Origin of the sequence: Marinobacter sp., assembly GCF_033722195.1 — a bacterium.
Lineage (GTDB): Bacteria > Pseudomonadota > Gammaproteobacteria > Pseudomonadales > Oleiphilaceae > Marinobacter.
This window is the reverse complement of the sequence record NZ_JAWVZL010000013.1, coordinates 18360-41561: the sequence shown is the minus strand read 5'-3', so window position 1 is coordinate 41561 and position 23202 is coordinate 18360. Positions and strand designations below refer to the sequence as shown.

General features: G+C 60.8%; 18 protein-coding genes and 1 tRNA gene. 3 read left to right on the top strand and 16 right to left on the bottom strand.

Annotated features, from left to right (window positions below):
• Positions 1-51 precede the first annotated feature (51 nt).
• Positions 52-1650: a BCCT family transporter gene (locus tag R3280_RS04280; RefSeq protein WP_318997339.1), complete on the bottom strand. Its 1599-nt coding sequence runs from the start codon at positions 1648-1650 to the stop codon at positions 52-54.
• 383 nt (positions 1651-2033) lie between these two features.
• Between R3280_RS04280 and R3280_RS04275 the strand changes: the two genes are divergently transcribed.
• From R3280_RS04275 to R3280_RS04265, 3 genes are all read left to right on the top strand, one after another.
• Positions 2034-2999 carry an ABC transporter substrate-binding protein gene (locus R3280_RS04275; RefSeq protein WP_318997338.1) on the top strand — a complete coding sequence of 322 codons (966 nt, stop codon included), beginning with the start codon at positions 2034-2036 and terminating at the stop codon, positions 2997-2999.
• Positions 3000-3092: 93 nt separating this feature from the next.
• Entirely contained in the window at positions 3093-4127 is a 1035-nt protein-coding gene (locus R3280_RS04270) for an ABC transporter permease (RefSeq protein WP_318997337.1), read from the top strand.
• Between the two features lie 11 nt (positions 4128-4138).
• Entirely contained in the window at positions 4139-5203 is a 1065-nt protein-coding gene (locus R3280_RS04265; RefSeq protein ID WP_318997336.1) for a betaine/proline/choline family ABC transporter ATP-binding protein, read from the top strand.
• 15 nt (positions 5204-5218) lie between these two features.
• Here R3280_RS04265 and R3280_RS04260 read toward each other — a convergent pair whose 3' ends face one another.
• The 15 genes from R3280_RS04260 to R3280_RS04190 form a co-directional block, all read right to left on the bottom strand.
• On the bottom strand, positions 5219-6136 hold the full coding sequence (locus tag R3280_RS04260; protein WP_318997335.1) for a cation diffusion facilitator family transporter: 918 nt from the start codon (positions 6134-6136) through the stop codon (positions 5219-5221).
• A gap of 93 nt (positions 6137-6229) precedes the next feature.
• A tRNA-Pro gene (locus R3280_RS04255) sits at positions 6230-6306 on the bottom strand.
• A 143-nt stretch (positions 6307-6449) separates the two neighbouring features.
• Positions 6450-6815 carry a MerR family transcriptional regulator gene (locus tag R3280_RS04250; protein WP_318997334.1) on the bottom strand — a complete coding sequence of 122 codons (366 nt, stop codon included), beginning with the start codon at positions 6813-6815 and terminating at the stop codon, positions 6450-6452.
• Entirely contained in the window at positions 6796-7098 is a 303-nt protein-coding gene (ihfA, locus tag R3280_RS04245; RefSeq protein ID WP_152206387.1) for an integration host factor subunit alpha, read from the bottom strand. Before ihfA ends, R3280_RS04250 begins: the two co-directional genes overlap by 20 nt.
• 3 nt (positions 7099-7101) lie before the next feature.
• Entirely contained in the window at positions 7102-9474 is a 2373-nt protein-coding gene (gene pheT / locus R3280_RS04240) for a phenylalanine--tRNA ligase subunit beta (protein ID WP_318997333.1), read from the bottom strand.
• Positions 9475-9551: 77 nt separating this feature from the next.
• Entirely contained in the window at positions 9552-10550 is a 999-nt protein-coding gene (gene pheS, locus R3280_RS04235) for a phenylalanine--tRNA ligase subunit alpha (RefSeq protein WP_318997332.1), read from the bottom strand.
• A gap of 183 nt (positions 10551-10733) precedes the next feature.
• Positions 10734-11093 (bottom strand): 50S ribosomal protein L20, encoded by a 360-nt coding sequence (gene rplT / locus R3280_RS04230; RefSeq protein WP_318997331.1) that lies wholly within the window; start codon positions 11091-11093, stop codon positions 10734-10736.
• Between the two features lie 31 nt (positions 11094-11124).
• Positions 11125-11316 (bottom strand): 50S ribosomal protein L35, encoded by a 192-nt coding sequence (gene rpmI / locus R3280_RS04225; protein WP_318997330.1) that lies wholly within the window; start codon positions 11314-11316, stop codon positions 11125-11127.
• Between the two features lie 91 nt (positions 11317-11407).
• Complete coding sequence (gene infC / locus R3280_RS04220) at positions 11408-11953, bottom strand: translation initiation factor IF-3 (RefSeq protein ID WP_318997351.1); 546 nt, start codon at positions 11951-11953, stop codon at positions 11408-11410.
• Entirely contained in the window at positions 11950-13875 is a 1926-nt protein-coding gene (gene thrS / locus R3280_RS04215; RefSeq protein WP_318997329.1) for a threonine--tRNA ligase, read from the bottom strand. Before thrS ends, infC begins: the two co-directional genes overlap by 4 nt.
• Before the next feature lie 142 nt (positions 13876-14017).
• On the bottom strand, positions 14018-16627 hold the full coding sequence (locus R3280_RS04210; protein WP_318997328.1) for a TRAP transporter permease: 2610 nt from the start codon (positions 16625-16627) through the stop codon (positions 14018-14020).
• Between the two features lie 84 nt (positions 16628-16711).
• Complete coding sequence (locus tag R3280_RS04205; protein ID WP_318997327.1) at positions 16712-17692, bottom strand: TAXI family TRAP transporter solute-binding subunit; 981 nt, start codon at positions 17690-17692, stop codon at positions 16712-16714.
• 188 nt (positions 17693-17880) lie between these two features.
• Complete coding sequence (locus R3280_RS04200; RefSeq protein ID WP_318997326.1) at positions 17881-20265, bottom strand: efflux RND transporter permease subunit; 2385 nt, start codon at positions 20263-20265, stop codon at positions 17881-17883.
• Between the two features lie 46 nt (positions 20266-20311).
• Positions 20312-21457 carry a WD40/YVTN/BNR-like repeat-containing protein gene (locus R3280_RS04195; RefSeq protein ID WP_318997325.1) on the bottom strand — a complete coding sequence of 382 codons (1146 nt, stop codon included), beginning with the start codon at positions 21455-21457 and terminating at the stop codon, positions 20312-20314.
• Between the two features lie 140 nt (positions 21458-21597).
• Positions 21598-22986 (bottom strand): DUF1329 domain-containing protein, encoded by a 1389-nt coding sequence (locus R3280_RS04190; RefSeq protein ID WP_318997324.1) that lies wholly within the window; start codon positions 22984-22986, stop codon positions 21598-21600.
• Between the last annotated feature and the right edge of the window lie 216 nt (positions 22987-23202).

The window sequence follows — 23202 nt, the reverse complement described above, 5'->3', positions numbered from 1 at the left end:
GGCCCTCGCAAGGGCCCTTTGTCGTTCTGGCGTCAGGGTTCTTTGAACCCGTTATTTCGTCAGCTTGCCTTCGGCAATCAGGAGCGCTCGCTCGTGATTGAGGCCTTTTAGCAGGCTGTAGCACATCACCAGCAATACGAAGGTGAAGGGCAGCCCCACACTCACCGCACCGGCCTGCAGTGCGCTCAGGGCATCGGCGCCGCCAACGAACAGCAGTACGGCCGCGATGGCACCCTCGGTGACCGCCCAGAACACACGCTGAGCCTTGGGGGCGTCGATCTTGCCGCCGGAGGTGATGCTGTCGATCACCAGCGAGCCGGAGTCGGACGAAGTCACGAAGAACACCAGCACCAGTACGATACCGATGAATGACGTGATGGCGGTCAGCGGGATGTTGGCCAGCATCTGGAACATCGCCAGCGACACATCGGTGAGGCCCTCTGAAGCCAGCGCACCCACGTTGTTCTGGATCTGTTCCAGGGCGCTGCCGCCGAAGGTGCTCATCCACACAATGGTGATCACCGTGGGGATGATCAGCACCGCGGTCACAAATTCCCGCACGGTACGGCCCTTGGACACCCGGGCGATGAACATGCCGACGAACGGCGACCAGGAGATCCACCAGGCCCAGTAGAACACGGTCCAGCCGTGGAACCAGGTAGCGTCGTCCTCACGGCCGAAAGGGTTGCTCAGCGGCAGGATATTGGCCACATAGGCGGAGGTGGTGGTCCAGATGCTCTCGATAATGGCCAGGGTGGAGCCGGCGAAGAACACGAAGAACAGCAGTGCCGCCGCCAGCATCATGTTGGCATTACTGAGCAGCTTGACGCCGCCCTCGATACCGCGAATCACGGATATGGTGGCCACCGCGGTGACACCGGCGATGATCGCCACCTGTACGTTCAGGCCGCCATCGATGTCGAACAGGTAGGCCAGGCCCGAAGCCGCCTGCTGGGCACCGAAGCCGAGCGAAGTCGCCAGGCCGAAGATGGTGGCAAGTACCGCAACGATGTCGATGATGTGGCCGGGCCAGCCCCAGACCCGGTCACCCAGGATGGGGAAGAAAGCCGAGCGGATGGTCAATGGCAGGCCCTTGTTGTAGGCAAAGAACGACAGCGACAGGCCGACAATGGCGTAGATGGCCCAGGGATGCAGGCCCCAGTGGTACATGGTGGCACCCATGGCCATGCGAGCGCCCTCGGGGGTATTGGGCTCAGCCCCCAGTGGCGTGCCGTACCAGTCGGTGTAGTAGGCCACCGGCTCCGCCACGGCCCAGAACATCAGGCCGATACCCATGCCCGCAGCGAACAGCATGGCAAACCAGGACAGGGTGGAGAATTCGGGCTTGGCATCCATGCCCCCGATCCGGATCTTGCCGATGGGCATGAAGATCAGGATCAGACAGAAGAGCACGAAAAGGTTCGCGCTGAGCAGAAAGCCCCAGTCGAAAATGGCGATGGCCCCGTTCTTGGCACCATCCAGCATCTCCTTGGAGGCCGCTGGAAAAATCAAGGTACCGATTACGAACAGGACAATCAGCAGCGCCGTGAACGGGAAAACGATATTGTGCATATCGAACCCGAAGCGGGCGACGTTGTCCTGACCGACCACGTAGTCGGTCTGATACTCGTCTTTCAACGCTTTGCTCACGCGTGAGCCTCCCTCATTTTGTTGTGCAAAATTTGCCAGAGCCCGATCGGGGCGCAATCCCCTTCATCGTTTTACTCAACAATCTGTCAGGTTACAGAAAGTTTAGTCTATTGTTTTGAGCACGAAATATCAAAGTTGGGGGCCGGGTGTGGACACTGTATGGACACAAAATGGTGTAAATCCCTTGTAACCTGGGCTGAGATGGTTACTGTTGTAAAGGAACAGTAGTCAAGGTCAGTGCCTGTGCCTGGAGTCCTGCACCAGTCCACAAAACGAGCAACCTCCCCAGACGGCCGCTCCTTATGTCGGCCTCTCTCCTTTCTGTGCCTGCATTCCCGGCCAGCACCGGCTTCTCCGGTCATAAACCCACAAGGAAATTGATCATGAGAAAAACAACTCTGGCAGTATCCCTTTGCGCGCTCTCCGTATCCGGCCTGGCCAAGGCCGATTGCGGCGAGGTTTCCATTACCGAAATGAACTGGGCGTCGGCCACGGTGGTCACCAATGTGGCCAAGTTCGTCATGGAGCAGGGCTATGGCTGCGATGTGGCGGTGGTGCCCTCCGACACCGTGCCTGCGGTCACATCGGTGGCTGAGAACGGCGAACCCGATATCGTGACCGAACTCTGGCTCAACTCCACCGGTGAGGTCTACGAGCAGCTGGAGGAGCAGGGCAAGGTGGAACGCCTGGGCAAGGTTCTGGACCCGGGCGGTGTCGAGGGCTGGTGGCTACCCACCTACCTGGTGGAGGCCCACCCCGAGCTGGCGACCATTGAGGGTGTCATGGCCAACCCGGAACTGGTGGGCGGCCGCTTCAACAACTGCCCGGACGGCTGGGGCTGCCGGGTCGTCAGCGACAACCTGGTTCGCGCGCTGGACCTGGAGGCATCGGGTATCGAAGTCTTCAATCACGGCTCCGGCGAGACCCTGGCCTCGTCCATGGCATCCGCCGTGCAGAGCAAGGAGCCCTGGTTCGGCTATTACTGGGGCCCCACCGTGCCGCTCGGTAAATATGACATGACCAAGGTGGACCTTGGCGAGGTCAAGCCGGACGTCCACGCCCGCAACCAGAACCCGGACACTCCGAACCCCGGGGTATCGGATTTCCCGGCGGCACCGGTGCTGACGTCCGTCACCGCGGACTTCAAGGAGCGTGAGCCGGAAGTGGCCGAGATGCTCAGCAAGCTCACCTTCCAGACCAGCACCATGAGCTCGGTCCTGGCCTGGATGGATGAAAACAACGCGTCGGCGGAGGAAGCCGCTGTGTATTTCCTCAGCAACAACACCGACGAGTGGTCAGCCTGGCTCAACGACAGCGCTCGCGAGCGCCTGGCCGCAGTTCTGAACTGATCGGCCCCGGCGGCGCAGGCCCGCTCGGGTCTGCGCCTTCATTCACTGTTTCAGCGCATCGAACTGGCGCAGCATTCCGGAACCCTGAACGTCATGGCCACCTACGATTTTGTTTTCTCAGCCCTGGGGCTGGACGACTGGTGCTCCCGGGCAGGCGGCGATATGCCCATGTCCATGAGCGACCTGCTGGCCAAGGCCAAGGGCTCGGACGCCCAGCCTGAATCGGTCTGGGACCTGCCCTTCCCTTCCATGGACGCACTGAATGACGCCTGCCCCGCCTTCCCCCAGTCCCGCGAGCTCACCAAGGGCCTGGAACAGGGCTTCCTGGCGGTCAAGGACAACCTCAGCGTGGTGCTTGACCCCCTCACCCAGCCGTTGAGCTGGATGCTGGACACCACGCTCTACGCCATGCTCAATACGCCCTGGTGGATCGTCATACCACTGCTGCTGGCACTGGTGTTCTTCGTTACCAAATCCTGGAAGCTGGTGGGATTTGTTGCGGTCAGCATCCTGCTGTTGGCGTTTATCGACTATTACAGCTATTCCATGCAGACGCTGTCCATCATCTTCGTCTGTGCCTTTATCTGCGTTCTGTTCGGCGTTCCCATCGGCATTGCCATGTCCCGCAGTGATGTCATGCAGCGCCTCACCATACCGGTGCTGGACATGCTGCAGACGCTGCCACCCTTTGTGTATCTGATCCCGCTGATTTTCCTGTTCAGCGTGACCGAATCCAAACTCTACGGCATTGCCATCATCCTCTACGCCATCGTGCCGGTGATCCGTCTCACCAACCTGGGCATCCGGCTGGTGGACAAGGACGTCATCGAGGCGGCAGACGCTTTCGGCATGACCCGCCGGCAGAAACTCTACAAGGTGCAGATACCCCTGGCGCTGCCCAACATCATGGCCGGCGTCAACCAGACCATCATGATGAGCCTGGCCATGGTGGTCATTGCATCGCTGGTGTCGGCGCCGGGCCTCGGGGTACTGGTGCTGCGGGGCATCCGCAACCTGGAGCTGGGCGTGGGCCTGGTGGCTGGCCTCGGGATTGTCATCCTGGCGGTGATCCTGGACCGGGTGACCAAGGCCTCCCTGGCGCGCATTAATGCCGCCCAGAAGCATTAGGGGAAAAGACCATGACCAGACCCGTCAAACTCACCATCAGAAACCTCTGCAAGATCTTTGGTCCGGACCCGCAGAAGGCCCTGACGGCGGTCAGGGAGGGTGTCGGCAAGGCCGAGCTGCTGGAGCAGCACAACCATGTGCTGGGCCTGCAGGACATCAATGTGGACATGCGCGAGGGTGAGATCACCGTCATCATGGGTTTGTCCGGTTCGGGCAAATCCACCCTGATCCGCCATCTCAATCGCCTAATCGAGCCCACTGCCGGCGAGATCGAGCTGGATGGCGAGAACGTGCTGGCCTACGGCGAGGCCGCGTTGCGGACACTGCGCCGTGAACGCATGTCCATGGTATTCCAGAAATTTGCCCTGCTGCCCCACCGCACCGTACTGGAGAACGCCGGCATGGCCCTCGCGGTGCGGGGCTACAGCGTCCGGGAATTCGAGGCCGAGGCCAACAAATGGCTAAACCGGGTGGGTCTGGAGGGCAATGCCCAGCAGTACCCCCACCAGCTCTCCGGGGGCATGCAGCAGCGGGTGGGCATCGCCAGGGCGCTGGCGTCCAACTCCCCCATCATGCTGATGGACGAAGCCTTCTCCGCCCTGGACCCGCTGATCCGCTCTGACATGCAGGACCTGCTGCTGGAGCTGCAGGACGAGCTGCAGAAAACCATCGTCTTCATCACCCACGACCTGGACGAGGCGCTGAAACTGGCGGACCACCTGGTCATCCTCAAGGACGGCCACATCGTCCAGCAGGGCGAGCCCCAGAAGATCCTGCTGGAACCCAACGACCCCTACATCATCGATTTCATCAGCGACATCAACCGGGCGCGGGTATTGCGGGTGCGCTCCATCATGACCCGGACCACGGATGTCCCCGCCGACTGTGCCGGCGACATCGCCGACACCGACAACCTGGAATCGGTTATCGCCCGCTCCGGTGGCGATACCGACCACGTCTACCGGGTCTTGCGCAAGGGCAAGATCGTGGGCGTGCTGGACATGAAGGACCTGGTGCGGGCGCTGGTGCCCACCGAGGCCGCCACCAGCCGCAACGGCTCGGTGGACGCGGCCTGAGCTTTATGAAGCCGCTCAGCAGTGAGTGACCGTGGGGCAGACCTCGCCACCCCGCTCCCACTGAATGGTGGTGTGGTGGATGCGGAACTCCCGGGCCAGCATCTCCGAGGCCTCGCTGATCAGGGCGTCATCCCCCACCGGGTCGGGCTTGACCAGATGCACGGTCAGAGCGTTCTCGGTGGTGCTGACCGCCCAGATATGGAGATGATGGGCGGAGCTGACACCGGGCAGACTTTCCAGGCGCTGCTGGACTTCCGCCAGATTGATGCCCTTGGGTACCGCATCCACCGCCAGGTTGACCGAGTCTTTGAGTAGCTGCCAGGTGCCGACAAAGACCACGGCGGCCACGACCAGGCTGACCACCGGGTCGATCCAGGCCTGCCCGGTGAACATCAGGATTAGGCCGGAGATCACCACCCCCACCGATACCGCGGTGTCCGCAGCCATGTGCAGGAAGGCGCCCCGGATGTTGATGTCCCCCTGCTGGCCCTTGACGAACAGCAGCATGGTGGCGCCGTTGATCAGGACACCGATACCGGCCACGACCACAACGGTAAGGCCTGCCACCTCCGCGGGGTTGGCAAGTCGCTGAATGGCCTCCCAGGTGATTCCCCCGACGGCCGCAATCAGAATGAGCGCGTTGAACAAGGCCGCCAGGATGGTGGTCTTCTTGAGACCGTAGGTCTTGCTGATGGTCGCCGCCCGGTTGGCCAGCCAACTGGCCACCCAGGCCATCACCAGGCCCATGACGTCGCTGAGGTTGTGGCCGGCATCGGCGAGCAGCGCCAGGGATCCCGACAGCACCCCGTAGACCGCTTCAATCACCACAAAGAGCGTGTTGAGCAACACGGCGATGGCGAACGAGCGGTTGTGGGCCTGAAAATGATGACTGTGGTCGTGACCGTGACCGTCATTATGATCGTGAGCGTGCATAGTCACTCCTGCCCGCGGGCGCGTTACCGGGCTGTTTGCCGGAAACAACAAGGCCCGGGGTCTTTCGACACCGGGCCTTGTTGTGGAGATAATTGGTCGGGACGGCAGGATTTGAACCTGCGACCCTCTGCACCCCATGCAGATGCGCTACCAGGCTGCGCTACGCCCCGAAATGCTACTGGCCCGTTTGCGGAACCTGCCAAGGAGAGAAATCTCAGTGGCTTAGCGGGAGCGAAGTCTACACGAGCTCCCGGCAAAAATAAACACTTAAAAAGCCGCTGATTATTCCATAAAACCAGGAAGCCCCCGGACATTACCGAACCGGGCTATTGAGTACCTCGAGCACTTCTTCCAGCTCGGTAATCATCTGGCGGATAAGCTGCTTGTACTGCGAGGTGTCGTCCTTGATCTCGTGGCTGCTGAGCTTCTGCTTGGCGCCACCGATGGTGTAGCCCTGATCATACAGAAGGCTGCGGATCTGGCGGATGGTGAGTACGTCGGCCCGCTGGTAGTAGCGGCGGTTGCCCCGGCGCTTGACCGGCGACAGTTGGGGGAACTCCTGCTCCCAATACCGAAGCACATGGGCCTTGACGGCGCAAAGATCGGCCACCTCACCAATAGTGAAGTAGCGCTTGCCCGGGATCGTTGGCAGCTCGTTGTTATGACTGGGTTCCAGCATACGCCTCTACTTTCTGTTTTAGTTTTTGTCCGGGGCGAAATGTCACGACACGACGGGCGCTGATGGGAATTTCCTCACCGGTTTTCGGGTTACGACCAGGGCGCTGCTTCTTGTCCCGCAGATCAAAATTGCCAAAACCTGACAGCTTGACCTGCTCGTTGTGACTGAGCGCGTCCCGAATCTCGTCGAAAAAGGCTTCCACCATTTCCTTGGCTTCGCGCTTATTGAGGCCCAATTCTTCGTACAAACGCTCGGCCATCTCCGCTTTGGTCAACGCCGCCATTCATCAACTCCTTAATGTCGCCCCAAGCTCTTTCTGCAGTACTTTCACCACGCCGTCAAAGAGCGCGTGCACTTCATCATCATTCAGCGTGCGTTCCGGGTGCTGCCAGAACAGGCTCAACGCCAGGCTTCGGTTGCCCTCGCCCAGGTTCTGGCCTTCATACACGTCAAAGGCCCGCAAAGCGGTCAGATGATCACCCGCCGTCTGCTTTACAATACGCTCGACGTCGGCAAACGCAACGTCACTTCCGATAATAATAGCCAAATCCCGGCGAACTTCAGGGAATTTTGAAAATTCTTTGAAATTAGGCACATATCCTGTGCGTATTGGAGTCAAGAATAGCTCAAACACAAAGATCGCGCCATTGAGGTCGAGCTTTTTCTGCACTTGCGGATGCAGGGCACCAAGCCAGCCCACCGAGCGACCGTTCAGCTCCAGTCTTGCAGACTGGCCGGGATGCAGGGCCGGATGCTGGTCAGGGACGAAGGCGATGGACACACCCATCAGCGCGAACAGGGCTTCCAGCTCGCCCTTGACGTCGAAGAAGTCGGCCTGGCGGCGGCCGTTGGCCCAGTTCTCCGGATATTGTGGCCCCGCCACTACACCCGCCAGCATGGGCTGCTGATCGATCTCGTCGCCGAAGCGGACGAACCGCAAGCCGGTCTCGAACAGCCGGATGCGGGACTGCTGCCGGTTCTGGTTGTGGGCCACGGTCTTGAGCAGCCCGCTCCAGAGCGTGGTGCGCATCACCGACAGGTCACTGGAGATGGGATTGGCCAGCTCGATGCCCTTCTGGTCCGGGTCCACCAGCGCCTGGACCCTGGGGTCCACGAAACTGTAGGTGATGGCTTCCTGGTAACCCCGGGACACGAAAAAGTTCTGGATTGCCGACACCGGGCGCTTGGCCTCGGAAACAGGACGCAGCTCCAGACTGCCCACCGCCTGGGTAACCGGCAGATTGTTGTAGCCGTAGATACGGCCCACTTCCTCGATCAGGTCCACCTCGATGGTGATGTCCGGGCGGAAGGTGGGTACCCGTACCCGCCAGCCGTCCCGGAGCAGCTTGTCGATGTGCATGCCCAGGCGGCCCAAAATTTCCTCCACCTGGGTGCGGTCGATGTGAACGCCAAGCACATCCGCCACCCGATGCTCCCGCAGATCAATCACTTTCTCGGCCGGCAGGTCGTTGGGGCTGCTGACCTCGACGATCTCGCCGGGCTCACCACCAACGATCTCCATCAGCAGGGCCGTGGCCCGCTCCATGGCCTGGCGCGCCAGCTCGGGGTCAACACCCCGCTCGAACCGGTGGGAGGCGTCGGTGTGAAGGCCGTAGTGACGGGCCTTGCCAGCCAGCATGATGGGGTCGAAATAGGCCGCCTCCAGGATCAAATCCCGGGTAGCGGTGCTGACACCGGAGTGCTCACCGCCCATCACGCCGGCAATGGCCACCGGCTTGTCGTGATCGGCTATCACCAGGGTGTCGTCGGTAAGGCTGACTTCCTGGCCATCCAGCAGCACCAGTTTTTCATCCTTGCCGGCCATGCGGACGACAATGCCGCCCTGGATCTGGGCGCGGTCAAAGGCGTGCATGGGTTGGCCCAGCTCCAGCATGACGTAGTTGGTGACATCCACCGCCGCGTCAATGGAGCGGATGCCGGAACGGCGCAGCTTCTCCTGCATCCAGAGGGGCGTGCTGGCGCTCAGGTCCACGTTGCGCAGGATGCGGCCCAGGTAGCGGGGGCAGCCTTCCGGCGCTTTCACCGACACTTCCACCACGTCAGAGTGGGCGGCCGGCACCGGTGTGATCTCGGGGCCTTCCGCCAGCATCTGGTTGAGCACCCCCACCTCCCGGGCGATGCCCCGGATGGAGAGGCAGTCGGCGCGGTTCGGCGTCAGGTCCACATCGATGGTGACGTCATTGAGGTGCAGGTAGTCGGCGATGTCTCGGCCGACCGGGGCGTCGTCCGGCAGTTCCATCAGGCCTTCGTGGTTGTCGGAGAGACCCAGCTCCTGCTCGGAGCAGAGCATGCCGTTGGAGGGCTGGCCCCGCAGCTTGGCTTTCTTGATCTTGAAATCCCCCGGCAGGACCGCGCCAACGGTCGCGAAGGGCACCTTCATGCCGGCCCGCACGTTCGGGGCGCCGCACACCACCTGGACTTCGCCATCGCCGCCGGCAACCTGGCAGACCCGCAGCTTGTCGGCGTCCGGGTGGGGCTCCACCGCCATGACCTCACCCACCACCACACCGGTGAAGCGGCCCGCGACGGCTTCATAACCGTCGACTTCCAGACCCGCCATGGTGATCTGGTGAACCAGTGCCTGGGTGTCATTGGCGGGGTTGACCCACTGGCGCAGCCATTGTTCGCTAAATTTCATGGTGTATGCCTTATCCTGATGCGGTGAAGCCTTTAAAAGCCCTGATTCGTTCAGCGGCGGGGCCGCCGGCGCCCCGGTTAGCGGAACTGGCGCAGGAACCGCAGGTCGTTCTCGAAGAACATGCGCAGGTCGTTGACGCCGTAGCGCAGCATGGCGAGGCGCTCGACACCCAGACCAAACGCGAAACCCCGGTAGACTTCCGGGTCCACGCCGCAATGTTCGAACACCTTGGGGTGAACCATGCCGCAACCCATGACCTCAAGCCATTTGATGCTGCCATCCGGCTCACGCCCCCACTCGATATCCACCTCCGCCGAAGGTTCGGTGAAGGGGAAATAGGAAGGCCGGAAGCGCACTTTCAGGTCCCGCTCGAAAAACACCCGCAGGAACTCCTCCACGGTACTCTTGAGGTCGGCGAAGCTGACGTCTTTCTCCACCAGCAGACCCTCCACCTGGTGGAACATCGGCGTGTGGGTCATGTCGGAGTCGCAGCGGTAGACCCGACCCGGGCAGATCATCCGGAACGGTGGCCGGGAAGACTCCATGGTGCGGATCTGGACCGGCGAGGTGTGGGTGCGCAGCAGGGTACCCGGATTGAAGTAGAAGGTATCGTGCATCGCCCTTGCCGGGTGGTGGCCGGGAATATTGAGGGCCTCGAAGTTGTGGTAGTCGTCTTCGATTTCCGGGCCCTGTTCAACGGTGTAGCCGGCACTGGCGAAGAACTGCTCGATGCGCTGCAGGGTCCGGGTCACCGGGTGCAGTCCGCCCAGGTCCTGGCCGCGCCCCGGAAGCGTCACATCGATGGACTCCTTGGCCAGCTTCTGGTCGATCGCCGCCGCTTCGAGCTCTTCCTTGCGCGCGGTGATGGCGTCCTGGACCCGGGCCTTGGCGTCATTGATCTTCTGGCCGGCGGCCGGGCGCTCCTCGGCGGATAGCTGGCCCAGGGATTTGAGCTGCTGGGTCAGCACCCCTTTCTTGCCAAGGTAGTCCACCCGGACCTGATCGAGTGCCTGCAGGCTGTCGGCTTTCTCGACGGCGGCGAGACCGTCCTGCACGAGTTGTTCCAGGTTTTCCATGAACCCTAGCTCCAAATCAAATGTGGGCGCTGACATCTGGTATGTCACAGACAAATGCGTATGTCACAGACCGTATCGTGCGTCACAGAAAAAGTGCTGTGCCACTAACAAAAATAGGGGAAGAGCACGCTCTTCCCCTATTAACGGCAGCCCGGAGACTGCCCTATCGACCGATGAAAGAGCTTAAGCGGCCAGAGACGCCTTTGCCTTCTCCACAACAGCGCTGAACGCCTGCTGCTCGTTCATGGCCAGATCGGCCAGAACCTTGCGATCGATTTCCACGTTTGCCTTCTTCAGGCCAGCGATCAGACGGCTGTAGGACAGACCGTTGGCGCGGGCACCCGCGTTGATACGGGCAATCCACAGGGCGCGGAACTGACGCTTGCGGTTGCGACGGTCGCGGTAAGCGTACTGACCGGCTTTGATAACCGCCTGCTTGGCAACCCGATAGACACGACTGCGCGCGCCGTAGTAACCCTTGGCCTGATTCAGAATCTTCTTGTGACGACGACGAGCGACGACACCACGTTTTACGCGAGGCATAGTTTAATCCTTCTCTTATCCAGTAAACGCTTTACAGCGCGAGCATACGCTTGACGGAGGCCACATCGGACTTGGCAATCAGCTTGGTACCACGGAGCTGACGCTTACGCTTGGGGCTCTTCTTGGTCAGGATATGACTGGTGAAGGACTGCTTATGCTTGAAGCCGTTGGCGGTCTTCTTGAACCGCTTCAAGGCTCCACTCTTGGTTTTCATCTTGGGCATTTCTGAAACTCCGCATTCTATTTTTAAAAAACATAATGACCCCGAACGACAACTCCCCCGCGCATGGCAGGGGAGGCATCATCGGTCAGGATCACTTCTTTTTACGGGGAGCCACGACCATAGTCATCTGGCGGCCTTCCATCTTGGGCCGCTGTTCGACCTGGGCCAGTTCCTCAATATCCTGTTCGATGCGGTTCATGAGCTTCATACCAATTTCCTGGTGTGCCATCTCACGCCCGCGGAATCGGATAGTGATTTTGCCGCGATCCCCGTTCTCAAGGAAACGTACCAGGTTGCGTAGTTTTACCTGATAATCCCCTTCTTCCGTTCCTGGCCGGAACTTCAGCTCTTTGACCTGCACCTGCTTCTGCTTTTTCTTGGCAGCTGCCTTGGCCTTTTTGTCTTCGAAAATCTTTTTCCCGAAGTCCATTATCTTACAGACGACCGGATCGGAATCGGTGATCTGAACCAAATCCAGGGAGGCTTCCTCCGCCTGCTTCAGGGCTTCATCAAGCGGAACTATACCCACCTGATTCCCTTCGGCATCGATCAACCGGACTTCCTGGGCTTGAATGTTCTCATTGATTAACGCGCGCGGAGCACGTCCACCCCGATTCGTTCGCTGTTTAATAATCAGTTCTCCGTCTTGGTTCTGCCTTTGCGTTTTACTTCCTCGGCCAGCATGGCCTCGAACGCATCCAGCGTCATGGTACCCAGATCCTCACCTTTGCGGGTACGAAGGGCAACCGAGTTGGTTTCCACTTCCTTGTCACCCACAACGGCCAGGAACGGCACCTTGTTTAAAGTATGCTCGCGGATTTTAAAGCCGATCTTCTCGTTTCTCAAGTCAGCATTAACCCGGTACCCCAAAGATTCCAGGTTTTTCGCCACTTTCCGACAGTAATCACGCTGATTGTCGGTGATGTTCATCACCGCCACCTGGGTTGGGGCCAGCCACGTCGGGAAGGCACCCTCGTATTCCTCGATGAGGATTCCGATGAAACGCTCGAACGAGCCCAGCACCGCCCGGTGCAGCATGACCGGGGTACGGCGCTCGGAGTTGTCCGCCACGTACTGCGCCCCCAGCCGGCCCGGCATGGAGAAGTCCACCTGGATGGTACCGCACTGCCAGACCCGGCCGATACAGTCCTTCAGGGAGAACTCGATCTTGGGCCCGTAGAAAGCACCCTCACCCGGCAGCAGCTCCCACTCCACGCCTTCGCGATTCAGGGCCTGCTCCAGGGCGGCCTCGGACTTGTCCCAGACCTCGTCGGAGCCCACCCGCTTCTCCGGGCGGGTGGACAGCTTGTACAGAATCTCGGTGAAGCCGAAGTCGGTGTAGACCTCGTGCAGTAGCTCGATGAAGCGGGAAACCTCCTCCTGGATGGCGCTCTCTTCACAGAAGATGTGGGCGTCGTCCTGAGTGAAGCCGCGAACCCGCATCAGGCCGTGCAGGGCGCCGGAGGCCTCGTTGCGATGGCAGGAACCGAATTCCGCCAGCCGCAGCGGCAGGTCCTTGTAGCTCTTCAAGCCCTGGTTGAAGACCTGGATGTGGCACGGGCAGTTCATCGGCTTGATGGCAAAGTCGTGCTTTTCCGACTCGGTGGTGAACATGTCGTCGGCGAACTTCTCCCAGTGGCCGGACTTCTCCCAGAGCACCCGCGACAGTACCTGCGGGGTCTTGATCTCCTGGTAGCCGTGCCAGCGCAGCTTCTCCCGCAGGTACTGCTCAATGGCCTGATAGACGGTCCAGCCGTCCGGGTGCCAGAACACCATGCCGGGGGCCTCTTCCTGCATGTGGAACAGGTCCAGTTTCTTGCCGATCTTGCGGTGGTCGCGCTTCTCCGCCTCTTCCAGGCGGTGCAGGTAGGCCTTGAGGTCCTTCTTGTTGCCCCAGGCGGTGCCGTAGACACGCTGCAGCTGCTCGTTGCTGGTGTCGCCGCGCCAGTAGGCACCGGCCACCTTGGTCAGCTTGAAGGCTTTGAGCTTGCCGGTATTGGGCACGTGGGGGCCGCGGCAAAGGTCGATGAAATTGCCCTGGCGGTAGAACGAGAGCTTCTCGTCACCGGGGATGTCCTGGATGATGCGGACCTTGTATTCCTCGCCCATCTCGTCGAACAGTTTGACCGCCTCGTCACGGGACATGACCGAGCGGTGAACCGGGATATCCTGCTTGGCCAGTTCCTCCATGCGCTTCTCGATCCGGGCCAGGTCTTCGTTGGTGAAGGGCCGGTCGTACTTGAAGTCATAGTAGAAGCCGTTGTCCACCACCGGGCCGATGGTGACCTGCGCATCCGGAAACAGCTCCTTCACCGCCATGGCCAGCAGGTGCGCGGTGGAGTGGCGGATGATATCCACTCCCTCTTCGTCGCGCTCGGTGATAATGGCCAGGTCGACGTCGTCGTCGATGGTGTAGCTGGTATCCACCAGGCGGCCATCAACACGGCCAGCCAGGGCTGCCTTGGCCAGGCCGGCGCCGATATCGGCGGCCACATCGTGAACGGTGACGGGTTCGGAAAAACTGCGGTGACTGCCATCCGGCAGGGTGACAACGGGCATCGGGAACAACTCCTCTCAGCGGTGATCCGTACCAAAGACCACGTGGTTTCGGCGCGGCGTTACGATCGCCGCGCAAGGCTGGCGATTGTAACAGCTCACCGCTGAGCATGTCATGTTACCCGACGCCCGTTACGGGCGTTTCTCAGGCCTTTTCAGGCAGATAGCCCCGGTCCTCGTCGGTGCGGCGGCGCACCTGGCCATAGGCCACCAGGCCCAGGAGCAGCAGCGCCGGAACGAACATCCATTCTTTGGGCGGTCGCTCCAGCGGCACCCGGATGGTGTCGATGGTCCAGCCGTATTGCAGGCCCGCGGCTTCCGCGGGACTGCCGAACTGGACGAAGTCCACCAGCATCCGGTCGTCCTCCTCCCTCAGCTCCAGGCCAGTGGCTTCCAACCGCGCCTCGGGGCTATCCCCTGCCGGCACTTCGAACTGCATGTAAGTGGACACATCACTGCCGTCCAGGGACATGCCGGACGCCTGGACCACCAGATTTCCGCCCGGCGGCACCTGCTCGATGTACTCCATCAACTGGCTCGCGGGCTGCTGTTCGTGAGGCGGGTAGATCCGATCCCACCAGAAACCAGGCCGGAGCATGGTGAAGGTCACCAGCAGCAGGATCAGGGTCTCCCACTTGTAGCTCTTGGTGAGCCAGTAACCCTGGGTTGCCGCCGAGAACACCAGCATGCCTATTATCGAGCTGACGATGGTGACCATCAGGTCGAACCACCCGGTCAGTCCGATCAGCAGCAGCTGGGTGTTGAAGATGAACATGAACGGCAGGATCGCGGTCCGGATATCGTAGGTAAAGCCCTGGATACCGGTACGGATGGGATCCGCCCCGGAGATGGCCGCCGCCGCGTAGGCGGCCAGCCCCACCGGCGGCGTATCATCCGCCAGAATACCGAAGTAGAACACGAACATGTGCACCGCGATCAGCGGCACGATCAGGCCGCTCTGGGCCCCCAGCGTGACGATCACCGGCGCCATCAGGGTGGACACCACGATGTAGTTGGCGGTGGTGGGCAGCCCCATACCCAGCAGGAGGCTGATGACCGCAGTGAAGATCAGCATCAGCATCAGGTTGCCGCCGGAAATGAACTCAACAAACTCGGTCATTACCAGGCCGATGCCGGTCAGGGTCACGGTGCCCACCACGATACCGGCGGTGGCGGTGGCCACACCAATGCCCACCATGTTGCGGGCGCCGGTGGCCAGTGAGTGGATGAACTCCTCCACTCCCACCCTGACCTGCTGGCCGATCTCGCCGCGCTTGCGGAAGAATGCCTGCATGGGACGATGGGTCACCACGATGACAATCATGAACACCGTGGCCCAGAACGCCGACAGCTGCGGCGAGAAGCGCTCCACGGTGAGACACCACACCAGTACGACCACCGGCAGCAGGAAGTAGAGCCCGGTTTTCACCGTCGGCCCCACTTCCGGCAAGGTGTTTATGTCATCGGTGGGCTTGTCCAGCTCCAGCTCCGGGAAGGTGGCGGAGTAGGCCACCAGGCCTACGTAGGCGGCCACCAGCAGCGGTGCCAGCACCCACATGGCCTGCTCACCCAGCAGTTCCTTGATCCAGCCAATGCCGTAGTAGACCGCCAGGGTCAGTATGCAAAGCCCCAGCAACAGGAACACCCAGGTGAGCATGCGCTGTGCCAGGGTGGGCTTGTTGAGCCGCTCGATGCCCCGCATGCGCAGCTTGCAGGCCTCGATGTGAACGATATAGATCAGCGCGATGTAGGAGATCATCGCCGGCAGGATGGCGTGCTTGATGACCTCCAGATAGGAAATACCCACGTACTCCACCATCAGGAAGGCCGCGGCCCCCATGATGGGCGGCGTCAGCTGGCCATTGGTGGAAGCCGCCACTTCAACGGCACCGGCCTTGGTGGCCGGGAAGCCCACCCGCTTCATCAGTGGGATGGTAAAGGTACCGGTGGTCACCACGTTGGCGATGGAGGAGCCTGAAATCACACCGCTGAGGCCACTGGAGACCACCGCCGCCTTGGCAGGGCCGCCACGCATGTGGCCAAGACAGGCATAGGCCACCTTGATGAAGTAGTTGCCGGCGCCGGCCTTTTCCAGCAGGGCACCGAAGAGCACGAACAGGAATACGAAACTGGTGGACACACCCAGCGCAACACCAAAGACCCCTTCGGTTCCCAGCCATTGATGGGAAGCCAGCTTGCTCAGACTGGCGCCCTTATGGGCAATCACCGCCGGCATGTAAGGGCCTGCCAGCGAGTAGCCAATGAACACCAGCGCCACGATGGCCAGGGGCAGGCCCAGTGAGCGCCGGGTCGCCTCCAGCAGCAGCACCAGACCGCCGAGCGCCACCACGATGTCGAAATCCGTGGGGTCTCCCGGACGGGTGGCCAGCTGGTCGTAGAACAGAAACAGGTAGCCGGCGGCAAAGGAGCCGGCCAGGGCCAGGATCCAGTCATACACCGGTATCCTGTCCAGGTGCTTACCCTTCTTGATCATCGGGAAAGCGGTGAAGGAAAGGAAAACCGCGAATGTGAGGTGGATCGATCGGGCCTCGGTGGAGTTGAGTATCCCGAAATCGAATATGTAGGGTAAGGGAGAGGCAATCCAGAGCTGGAACAAGGACCAGCACACCGGAACAATGAACAGCAGAACCGCTGAAGGGCCGGTCAGTGCTCGCCCCCCGGTTTCGGTCTGGAGCACCTCGGCTATCTTTTTAACGTCCGCTACGTCGGAGTCAGAGCGCTCGCCAGTCGCCATAACTGCATCCTGTAAAGACTAATACTTGAAAGAAAAAAGGCCGGATGAGGGTCGCCCATCCGGCCCCGGTTCACTCCGGTCGGATCAGAGCAGACCGGCTTCCTTGTAGTACTTCTCGGCACCCGGGTGCAGCGGGGCACTCAGGGCGTCAGAGACCATTTCTTCCTTCTCCAGGTTGCCAAAGGCGGGATGCAGCCGCTTGAAGCTGTCGAAGTTCTCGAACACAGCCTTGACCACCTCGTAGACCACGTCATCCGCCACCTTGGCAGAGGTCACGAAGGTCGCCGCCACACCGAAAGTGGTGGTGTCCTCGTCATTGCCGCGGTACATGCCGCCGGGAATGGTGGCAATGCGGTAATACGGGTTTTCATTGACCAGGGTCTTGACCGCGTCGTTGTTGACATTGACCAGGGTGCTGTCGCAGGAAGTGGTCGCTTCCTTGATGGCACCGGACGGGTGACCGACGGTGTAGAAGAAGGCGTCGATGTTGCCGTCACACAGGGCCTGGGACTGCTCGGCAGCCTTCAGCTCCGCCGCCAGCGAGAACTTGTCCATGGTCCAGCCCATTTCCTCCATCAGCACCTCGGCGGTGGCGCGCTGGCCCGAGCCGGGATTGCCCACAGACACCCGCTTGCCCGCCAGGTCGTCAAAGTTGGTGATTTTGGAACCTTTGCTGGCCACCACGGTGAACGGTTCCGGGTGCAGTGAGAAAACCGCACGCAGGTCCTTGTTGGGGCCGTCGTCCTTGAACTCACTGGTGCCGTTGTAGGCGTGGTACTGCCAGTCGGACTGTGCGACCGCCAGATCCAGCTCACCCTGGCTGATGGCGTTGAGGTTGTAGATGGAGCCGCCGGTGCTTTCCACCGAACAGCGGATACCGTGATCCTTGCGGTCCATGTTCACCAGACGGCAGATGGCGCCGCCTGCGGGGTAGTAAACACCGGTGACACCACCGGTGCCGATGGTGATAAAACGCTGCTCTTCAGCGCTTACAGCTCCTGCGGAGGAGCCGAGACCAATCGCTGCGGCGACGGCGAGGGTGGAGAACTTTTGTCGAAGTGCCATTGGGGGTTCCTTTTTTCCTCGTTTTTATTACTGCCCGCTTTTCTGGTCACGAAAAACAGGCACTTGCGTCTTTCCTTCTTGAACATAGTCCAAAAACGCCCTGAAATAAAGAATTGTTAATCTGGCTAACTATATGACGAGGCGAAAAAAAAGCCCGCTATTGCGGGCTTTTACAAGGACTTCGGAAATTACTTAGAGGCTTTTGCTTTTGCCAGCATCTTCTCCGGACGCAGCAGGAAGCGGGCCAGGGCCGGCAGCAGCCAGATGGCGCCAATCATGTTCCACAGGAACATGAAGAACAGCAGAAAGCCCATGTCGGCCTGGAACTTGATCGGTGAGAAGATCCAGGTCACCACACCCAGGCCCAGGGTCACGCCGGTGAAGACGACCGCCTTACCGGTGGAACGCAGGGTCTCGAAGTAGGCCTCCTGCAGGGTTTTGCCCTCCAGCAGGTACTTCTCGAGCTTGCTGTAGATGTAGATGCCGTAGTCGACACCGATACCCACGCCCAGGGCTATGACCGGCAGGGTCGCCACCTTGATGCCGATACCGGACACCGCCATGATCGCCTCACACAGGACCGAGGTCAGGCCCAGCGGGACCACGATACACAGCACCGCCCGCACTGACCGGAAGGTCAGCAGACACAGGAAACTCACCACGCCGTAGACGAAGATCAGCATCATGTTCTTGGCGCTGGAGATGACCTCGTTGGTGGCCGCCTCGACACCGGCATTACCGGCAGCCAGCAGGAAGGTATGCTCTTCGTTGTTGTGCTTGGCGGCAAACTTCTCGACGGTTTCAACCGCGGTTTCGAGCGTCTCGGCCTTGTGGTCCTCCAGGAACACCAACACCGGGGTCAGGCTGCAGTCGGTGTTGATCAGACCGGCCGGCGCCTCCCGGATGGACGCGTTGATGATGGTCTGGTTACGGGACAGCGCATACCACTTCCAGTTGCCCTCGTTCAGGGCCTTGGTAACCACCTTGGAGACGTCCGCCAGCGACACCGAGGACTGCACGCCCGGGGTGTTCTGCAGTTCCCACTGCAGGCGGTCCATGGCGGTCAGCACGTTGTACTGGGTGCACTGCTCCACCTGGGTCTTGACCATCACCACCAGAACGTCGGCACTGGTGGAATAGTTGTCGATGATGAAGGCGTTGTCCTGGTTGTAGCGGGAGTCCTTGCGGAGCTCCGGCGCACCCTGGTCCAGGTCACCCACTTTCAGGTCCTGCTTGTAGTACATGCCCACACCCAGACCCAGCAACGCGATCAGCAGGGAGATGGGTGCCACGCCCGGATGGGCAAAGTAGGACATCAGGCGCCACTTGCGGTCCTGCTTCTCACCGTGGTTCTGGACGTGATTGATGCCGCCCTTGGTGATACCGATGTAGGACATGATCAGCGGATGCAGGACCAGGTTGGTGATGATGACGATCGCCACACCCAGGCCGGCGGCCACCGCCAGATCCTTGATCACATCGATCTCGATGAACAGCAGGGTCAGGAAGCCGAATGCGTCGGAGATCAGCGCCAGCATGCCGGGAATGTAAAGTGCCCGGAAGGCGAGGCGCGCCGCCATCATGGGATCGAAGCCTTTGGCGGCCTCGATGGCCATGGCGTTGACCACCTGGACACCGTGACTGATACCTATGGCAAACACCAGGAAGGGCACCAGCACCGAGTAGGGGTCCAGGCCATAACCCAGCAGGCGCAGGGCGCCAAGCTGCCAGATCACCGCAATGATGGAGGAGAACACCGGAACCAGCGTGCCGGCGATGCAGCGGGAGTACCAGAACAGCAACAGGGTGGTCAGCAGAATGGTGATGCCGGCGAAATAGGCAATCGAGCCGATACCCTCGATCAGGTCACCCACCTTCTTGGCAAAACCGACGATGTGGATGTCGATGTTGGGGTTGGCGGCCTCGTACTTGTTGCGGATCTGCTCTTCCAGCGCCCTTGAGAACTCGGCGTAATCCAGCGGCTTGCCGGTTTCCGGGTTGGTCTCATACAGCGGCGCGTAAACCACCGTGGACTTGAAGTTGTCCGCCACCAGACGGCCCACTTCGCTCGACCGCAGGATGTTCTGGCGCAGCTGCTCCAGACTCTCGCGGGAGCCGTCGTAGCCGTCAGGGATAACGGTGCCACCCTGGAAGCCCTGCTCGGTCACCTCCACCCAACGGACGTTGGCGGTCCAGAGGGATTTCAGGCCGGAGCGGTCGACACCGTCCAGGTAGAAGACCTCATCGGTGATCTGCTTGAGGGTTTCCATGTACTCTTCGGTGAAGATATCCCCTTCTTCCGCCTCCACGGCGATACGCACGAAGTTACCCAGGTTCTCCAGGTCATCGCGGTGTTCGAGCATGTTGACGATGTAGGGGTGCTCAAGCGGAATCATCCGCTCGAAACTGGCATCCGGCTGGATTTTTGCGGCGTTGTAGCCGAGAAACAGCGTTAGCACAGCAAACGCAATCAGGATCAGCGCCCGATTGTTGAAGATCAGCCGCTCAAGGAACGGCTCAGCCTTCGGTGTTGTCAGGTAATGCTCGCCCTTGTCGTGCTTCGGGTTGGACATTCAAAGACCCTCTTGTTCTTTCGGTTCTTGCCACTACAGGGCGGAATTAGAGATTCTTACCGGCGGCATCGGCGGCGTTGACGCCCTGCTCACCTACCAGAATGAGACGGTTCTCGACAACCGGAACGACAGCCATCACACCCTCGCGATCTTCCCGAAAGTAACTTTTGAAGGTCTCGCCGCCGTCGGTGCTCTCAAGAACCGCACCGCCGTTGCCCACCAGAATGATGCGCCCGCCGGGGGTGACGGCGCCCTCATTGAGGGTGGCGGTGGAATCGGTGGGAACCGTATCCCAGCTCCGGCCCAGGTCCTCGGAAAACAGGATGTTGCCCCGCAGGCCGAAGACCAGGATCTCATTCACATCGCCGGTACCCATGACGCCAAAGAAGGAGCCGTCGTAGGGACTTTCACGCTCTTCCCAGGTCTCGCCATTATCGGTAGAGACCCGGATCAGGCCTGCCTCACCGGCGATCACCAGACCGCCGCCCTTGACCCGGTCAATGGCGTTGAGGTGGAAACCGGTGGGGTTCGCCAGTTCGCCGGACCAGTCGCGCCAGCTCTCGCCGCCATCGGTGGTGCGGAAGATCATGCCGTAGGCACCCACGACGAAACCGTGGCTCTCGTTCTCGAACCAGACTGCCAGGAATGGGTTTACCGGCCCGATCTCAAGGTCCGCCCGCATGTTTTCCAGGGTAAACAGCAGGTCGTCCAGGGCCCACTCGAGGTCGCCGACCTGCTCTTCCGGCGCCTGCTCGATTTCAGCCTCCAGTTCCGCTACCCGCTCTTCCTTGGCCTCGATGGCCAGCTCGAATGCCCGGATGCCGTCGAGCTGCAGGCTCCAGGTCTCGCCACCGTCGGAGGAGTGCAGCACCGCACCACTGTGACCAACCGCCCAGCCGTGGGTGGGGGTTGCAAAATGCAGGGCGGTCAGGGTGACGGACACCGGCACTTCGGCCTGGATCCAGGTCTTGCCGTCGTCGTCGGAATAGATGATGTGGCCGCGTTCGCCCACAGCAACCATGCGCTCACCCGCCTGGGCGATGTCATTGAGCAGATACTCTGTCGCCAGCTGGGTGTCCCGGGCGGGGGTTTCCAGCAGGTCACTGACAGCAACCGCTGATGGAGCCGTGATTACCAGGGAGAGCCCTAGGCAAACCGCTCCGATACTCTTGCGCGTCAACCGTGTAGCCATGCAGAAATGCCTTTATGTTGTGTAACTTCAGATCCTGACGGTGCCGACCTCGGCTCCGCCCTGACAATACAAATGCCGGCCCCCTTTCGAAGGCCAGCATGTCCGGAACAGGAAAGCTTTTTAAATCAGCGTCCTGAACGTTACCGCACGCTCCTGCGACGCAGTGAGGCGGGTGAGAAGTAGCGCTTGTTCGGCACCTCGTCGGTGAACACCCGGGTCTGGGGTTCTTCGGTGTCCAGGCCCTGGACGTGGTACCGGCGGGCCTGCAGGTCGTGGAAGACTTCCAGCGACGACCAGACACCCGGCAGCTCGTAATAGTTCTTCAGGACCGCCATGCTGACGCGCCACAGGTTGCCGCGGCCATCATACTGGTCCAGCAGCACTGTGTTCCAGCTATCTTCATCGATGTAGAACACCCGCTTGCCATAAATGTGGCGCGCACCTTCCTTGAGATTGGCCTCCACCACATGGACGCGATGCAGCTCCCACCGGGTCAGATCCGGGTTGAGGTGGGAAACGCCCAGAATCTCCGAGTAGGGCAGGCCTTTCTCGCCGATGCGGTAGTTGTTGTAGGGGATGTACATTTCCCGCATGCCCTTGTAGGTCCAGTTGTACCGGTCCAGGGCACCGTTGAAGATATCGGTGTCATCGGCGGTCCGCAGGTTGTCGGCGGCAGCGATGGGGGAGTCATAACCCAGGTTGGGGGCGCGGCGCACACGGCGCTGGCCGGCGTTGTAGCCCCAGCCGTTACGGGGATTGACGATCTGGTTCAGGGTCTCGTGCACAAGGATTGCGCCACCGGCCAGACGCGGCGGCGACTGGGTGAAGGACAGGTAATAGAAGATGATGTTGTCCAGATCTTCCTCACCGCCCTCCGGGTTGTAGAAATTGAAGAAGGCTTCCTGCTGGGAGGTGACCAACGAGTAATCGCCATCCGGCTGGACCGCCACTTCACTGGCCCGACGGGTCAGGGAGATGCCCCGCCAGCGGGTCAGGTGGTTCCAGATCGCCTGCCAGCCCTTCTCTTCGTCGGTGCCGTGCAGAATCGGGAAGGGATAACCGCCAAAGGCGCCGTCAAGACCGGCACCCTCGCCCACGATGGTGGCGCTGGTGGCGTTCTCCTTGGTGTTTTTCTCCACGAACTCGGGCACAGCGTGGGTGCGGCGGGACTGGTAGACCGGAATTTCAAAGCTTGCCGGGTAGGTGTCCAGCATGGCCTTGATGCCATCCGACAGGAACTCGCCGTACTGGTCGGCGTTGCGGGCGTTGATGGTGAACAGCACCTGGTCGTCCGGGAACGGGTTGATATGGTGCTGGCCGGAGCCCTTGTAACCCGGAGGTGCCTCGGTCAGACCACCGGTCCAGGGCGGAATGGTTCCGGCGTCGTTACCGGCCTTGATGGAACCAAACGGAGTCAGGTCTTTGCCAAGCCGGGCCGCTTCAGAGGCGGAGACTGCGGCATGAGCAGCGGTGGTCACAAGCGAGCAGGCCAAGAGGCCGCCCAGCAACCAGTTCTTGTCGTATCTCATGTTTCTAGAGCCCTACATGCGTCTGAAAGCCTTTAACGGCTTTTAATTGTTGTATTTCATCGGACCTAAGGTTAGCCGAACGTCTAACATTGTCCATCGACCGAAAGTGCGATTTTGTATCACTATGCTTCTTTAGGTATGGCTGGGCGCTGGCAGATAACACGCTGGCCCCAGCCAATGGTTCCCTCTGATCCCGCCTGACCGTGGCGTCAGTCA

What these genes read in the sequence shown, in the direction of transcription:
- rpmI (WP_318997330.1), bottom strand. Translation starts at nt 11,316, where the DNA reads ATGCCCAAGATGAAAACCAAGAGTGGAGCCTTGAAGCGGTTCAAGAAG.
- pheT (WP_318997333.1), bottom strand. Translation starts at nt 9,474, where the DNA reads ATGAAATTTAGCGAACAATGGCTGCGCCAGTGGGTCAACCCCGCCAAT.
- R3280_RS04210 (WP_318997328.1), bottom strand. Translation starts at nt 16,627, where the DNA reads ATGGCGACTGGCGAGCGCTCTGACTCCGACGTAGCGGACGTTAAAAAG.
- R3280_RS04195 (WP_318997325.1), bottom strand. Translation starts at nt 21,457, where the DNA reads ATGGCTACACGGTTGACGCGCAAGAGTATCGGAGCGGTTTGCCTAGGG.
- R3280_RS04270 (WP_318997337.1), top strand. Translation starts at nt 3,093, where the DNA reads ATGGCCACCTACGATTTTGTTTTCTCAGCCCTGGGGCTGGACGACTGG.
- R3280_RS04260 (WP_318997335.1), bottom strand. Translation starts at nt 6,136, where the DNA reads ATGCACGCTCACGATCATAATGACGGTCACGGTCACGACCACAGTCAT.
- R3280_RS04190 (WP_318997324.1), bottom strand. Translation starts at nt 22,986, where the DNA reads ATGAGATACGACAAGAACTGGTTGCTGGGCGGCCTCTTGGCCTGCTCG.
- R3280_RS04250 (WP_318997334.1), bottom strand. Translation starts at nt 6,815, where the DNA reads ATGCTGGAACCCAGTCATAACAACGAGCTGCCAACGATCCCGGGCAAG.
- R3280_RS04265 (WP_318997336.1), top strand. Translation starts at nt 4,139, where the DNA reads ATGACCAGACCCGTCAAACTCACCATCAGAAACCTCTGCAAGATCTTT.
- R3280_RS04275 (WP_318997338.1), top strand. Translation starts at nt 2,034, where the DNA reads ATGAGAAAAACAACTCTGGCAGTATCCCTTTGCGCGCTCTCCGTATCC.
- rplT (WP_318997331.1), bottom strand. Translation starts at nt 11,093, where the DNA reads ATGCCTCGCGTAAAACGTGGTGTCGTCGCTCGTCGTCGTCACAAGAAG.
- ihfA (WP_152206387.1), bottom strand. Translation starts at nt 7,098, where the DNA reads ATGGCGGCGTTGACCAAAGCGGAGATGGCCGAGCGTTTGTACGAAGAA.
- pheS (WP_318997332.1), bottom strand. Translation starts at nt 10,550, where the DNA reads ATGGAAAACCTGGAACAACTCGTGCAGGACGGTCTCGCCGCCGTCGAG.
- R3280_RS04205 (WP_318997327.1), bottom strand. Translation starts at nt 17,692, where the DNA reads ATGGCACTTCGACAAAAGTTCTCCACCCTCGCCGTCGCCGCAGCGATT.
- thrS (WP_318997329.1), bottom strand. Translation starts at nt 13,875, where the DNA reads ATGCCCGTTGTCACCCTGCCGGATGGCAGTCACCGCAGTTTTTCCGAA.
- R3280_RS04200 (WP_318997326.1), bottom strand. Translation starts at nt 20,265, where the DNA reads ATGTCCAACCCGAAGCACGACAAGGGCGAGCATTACCTGACAACACCG.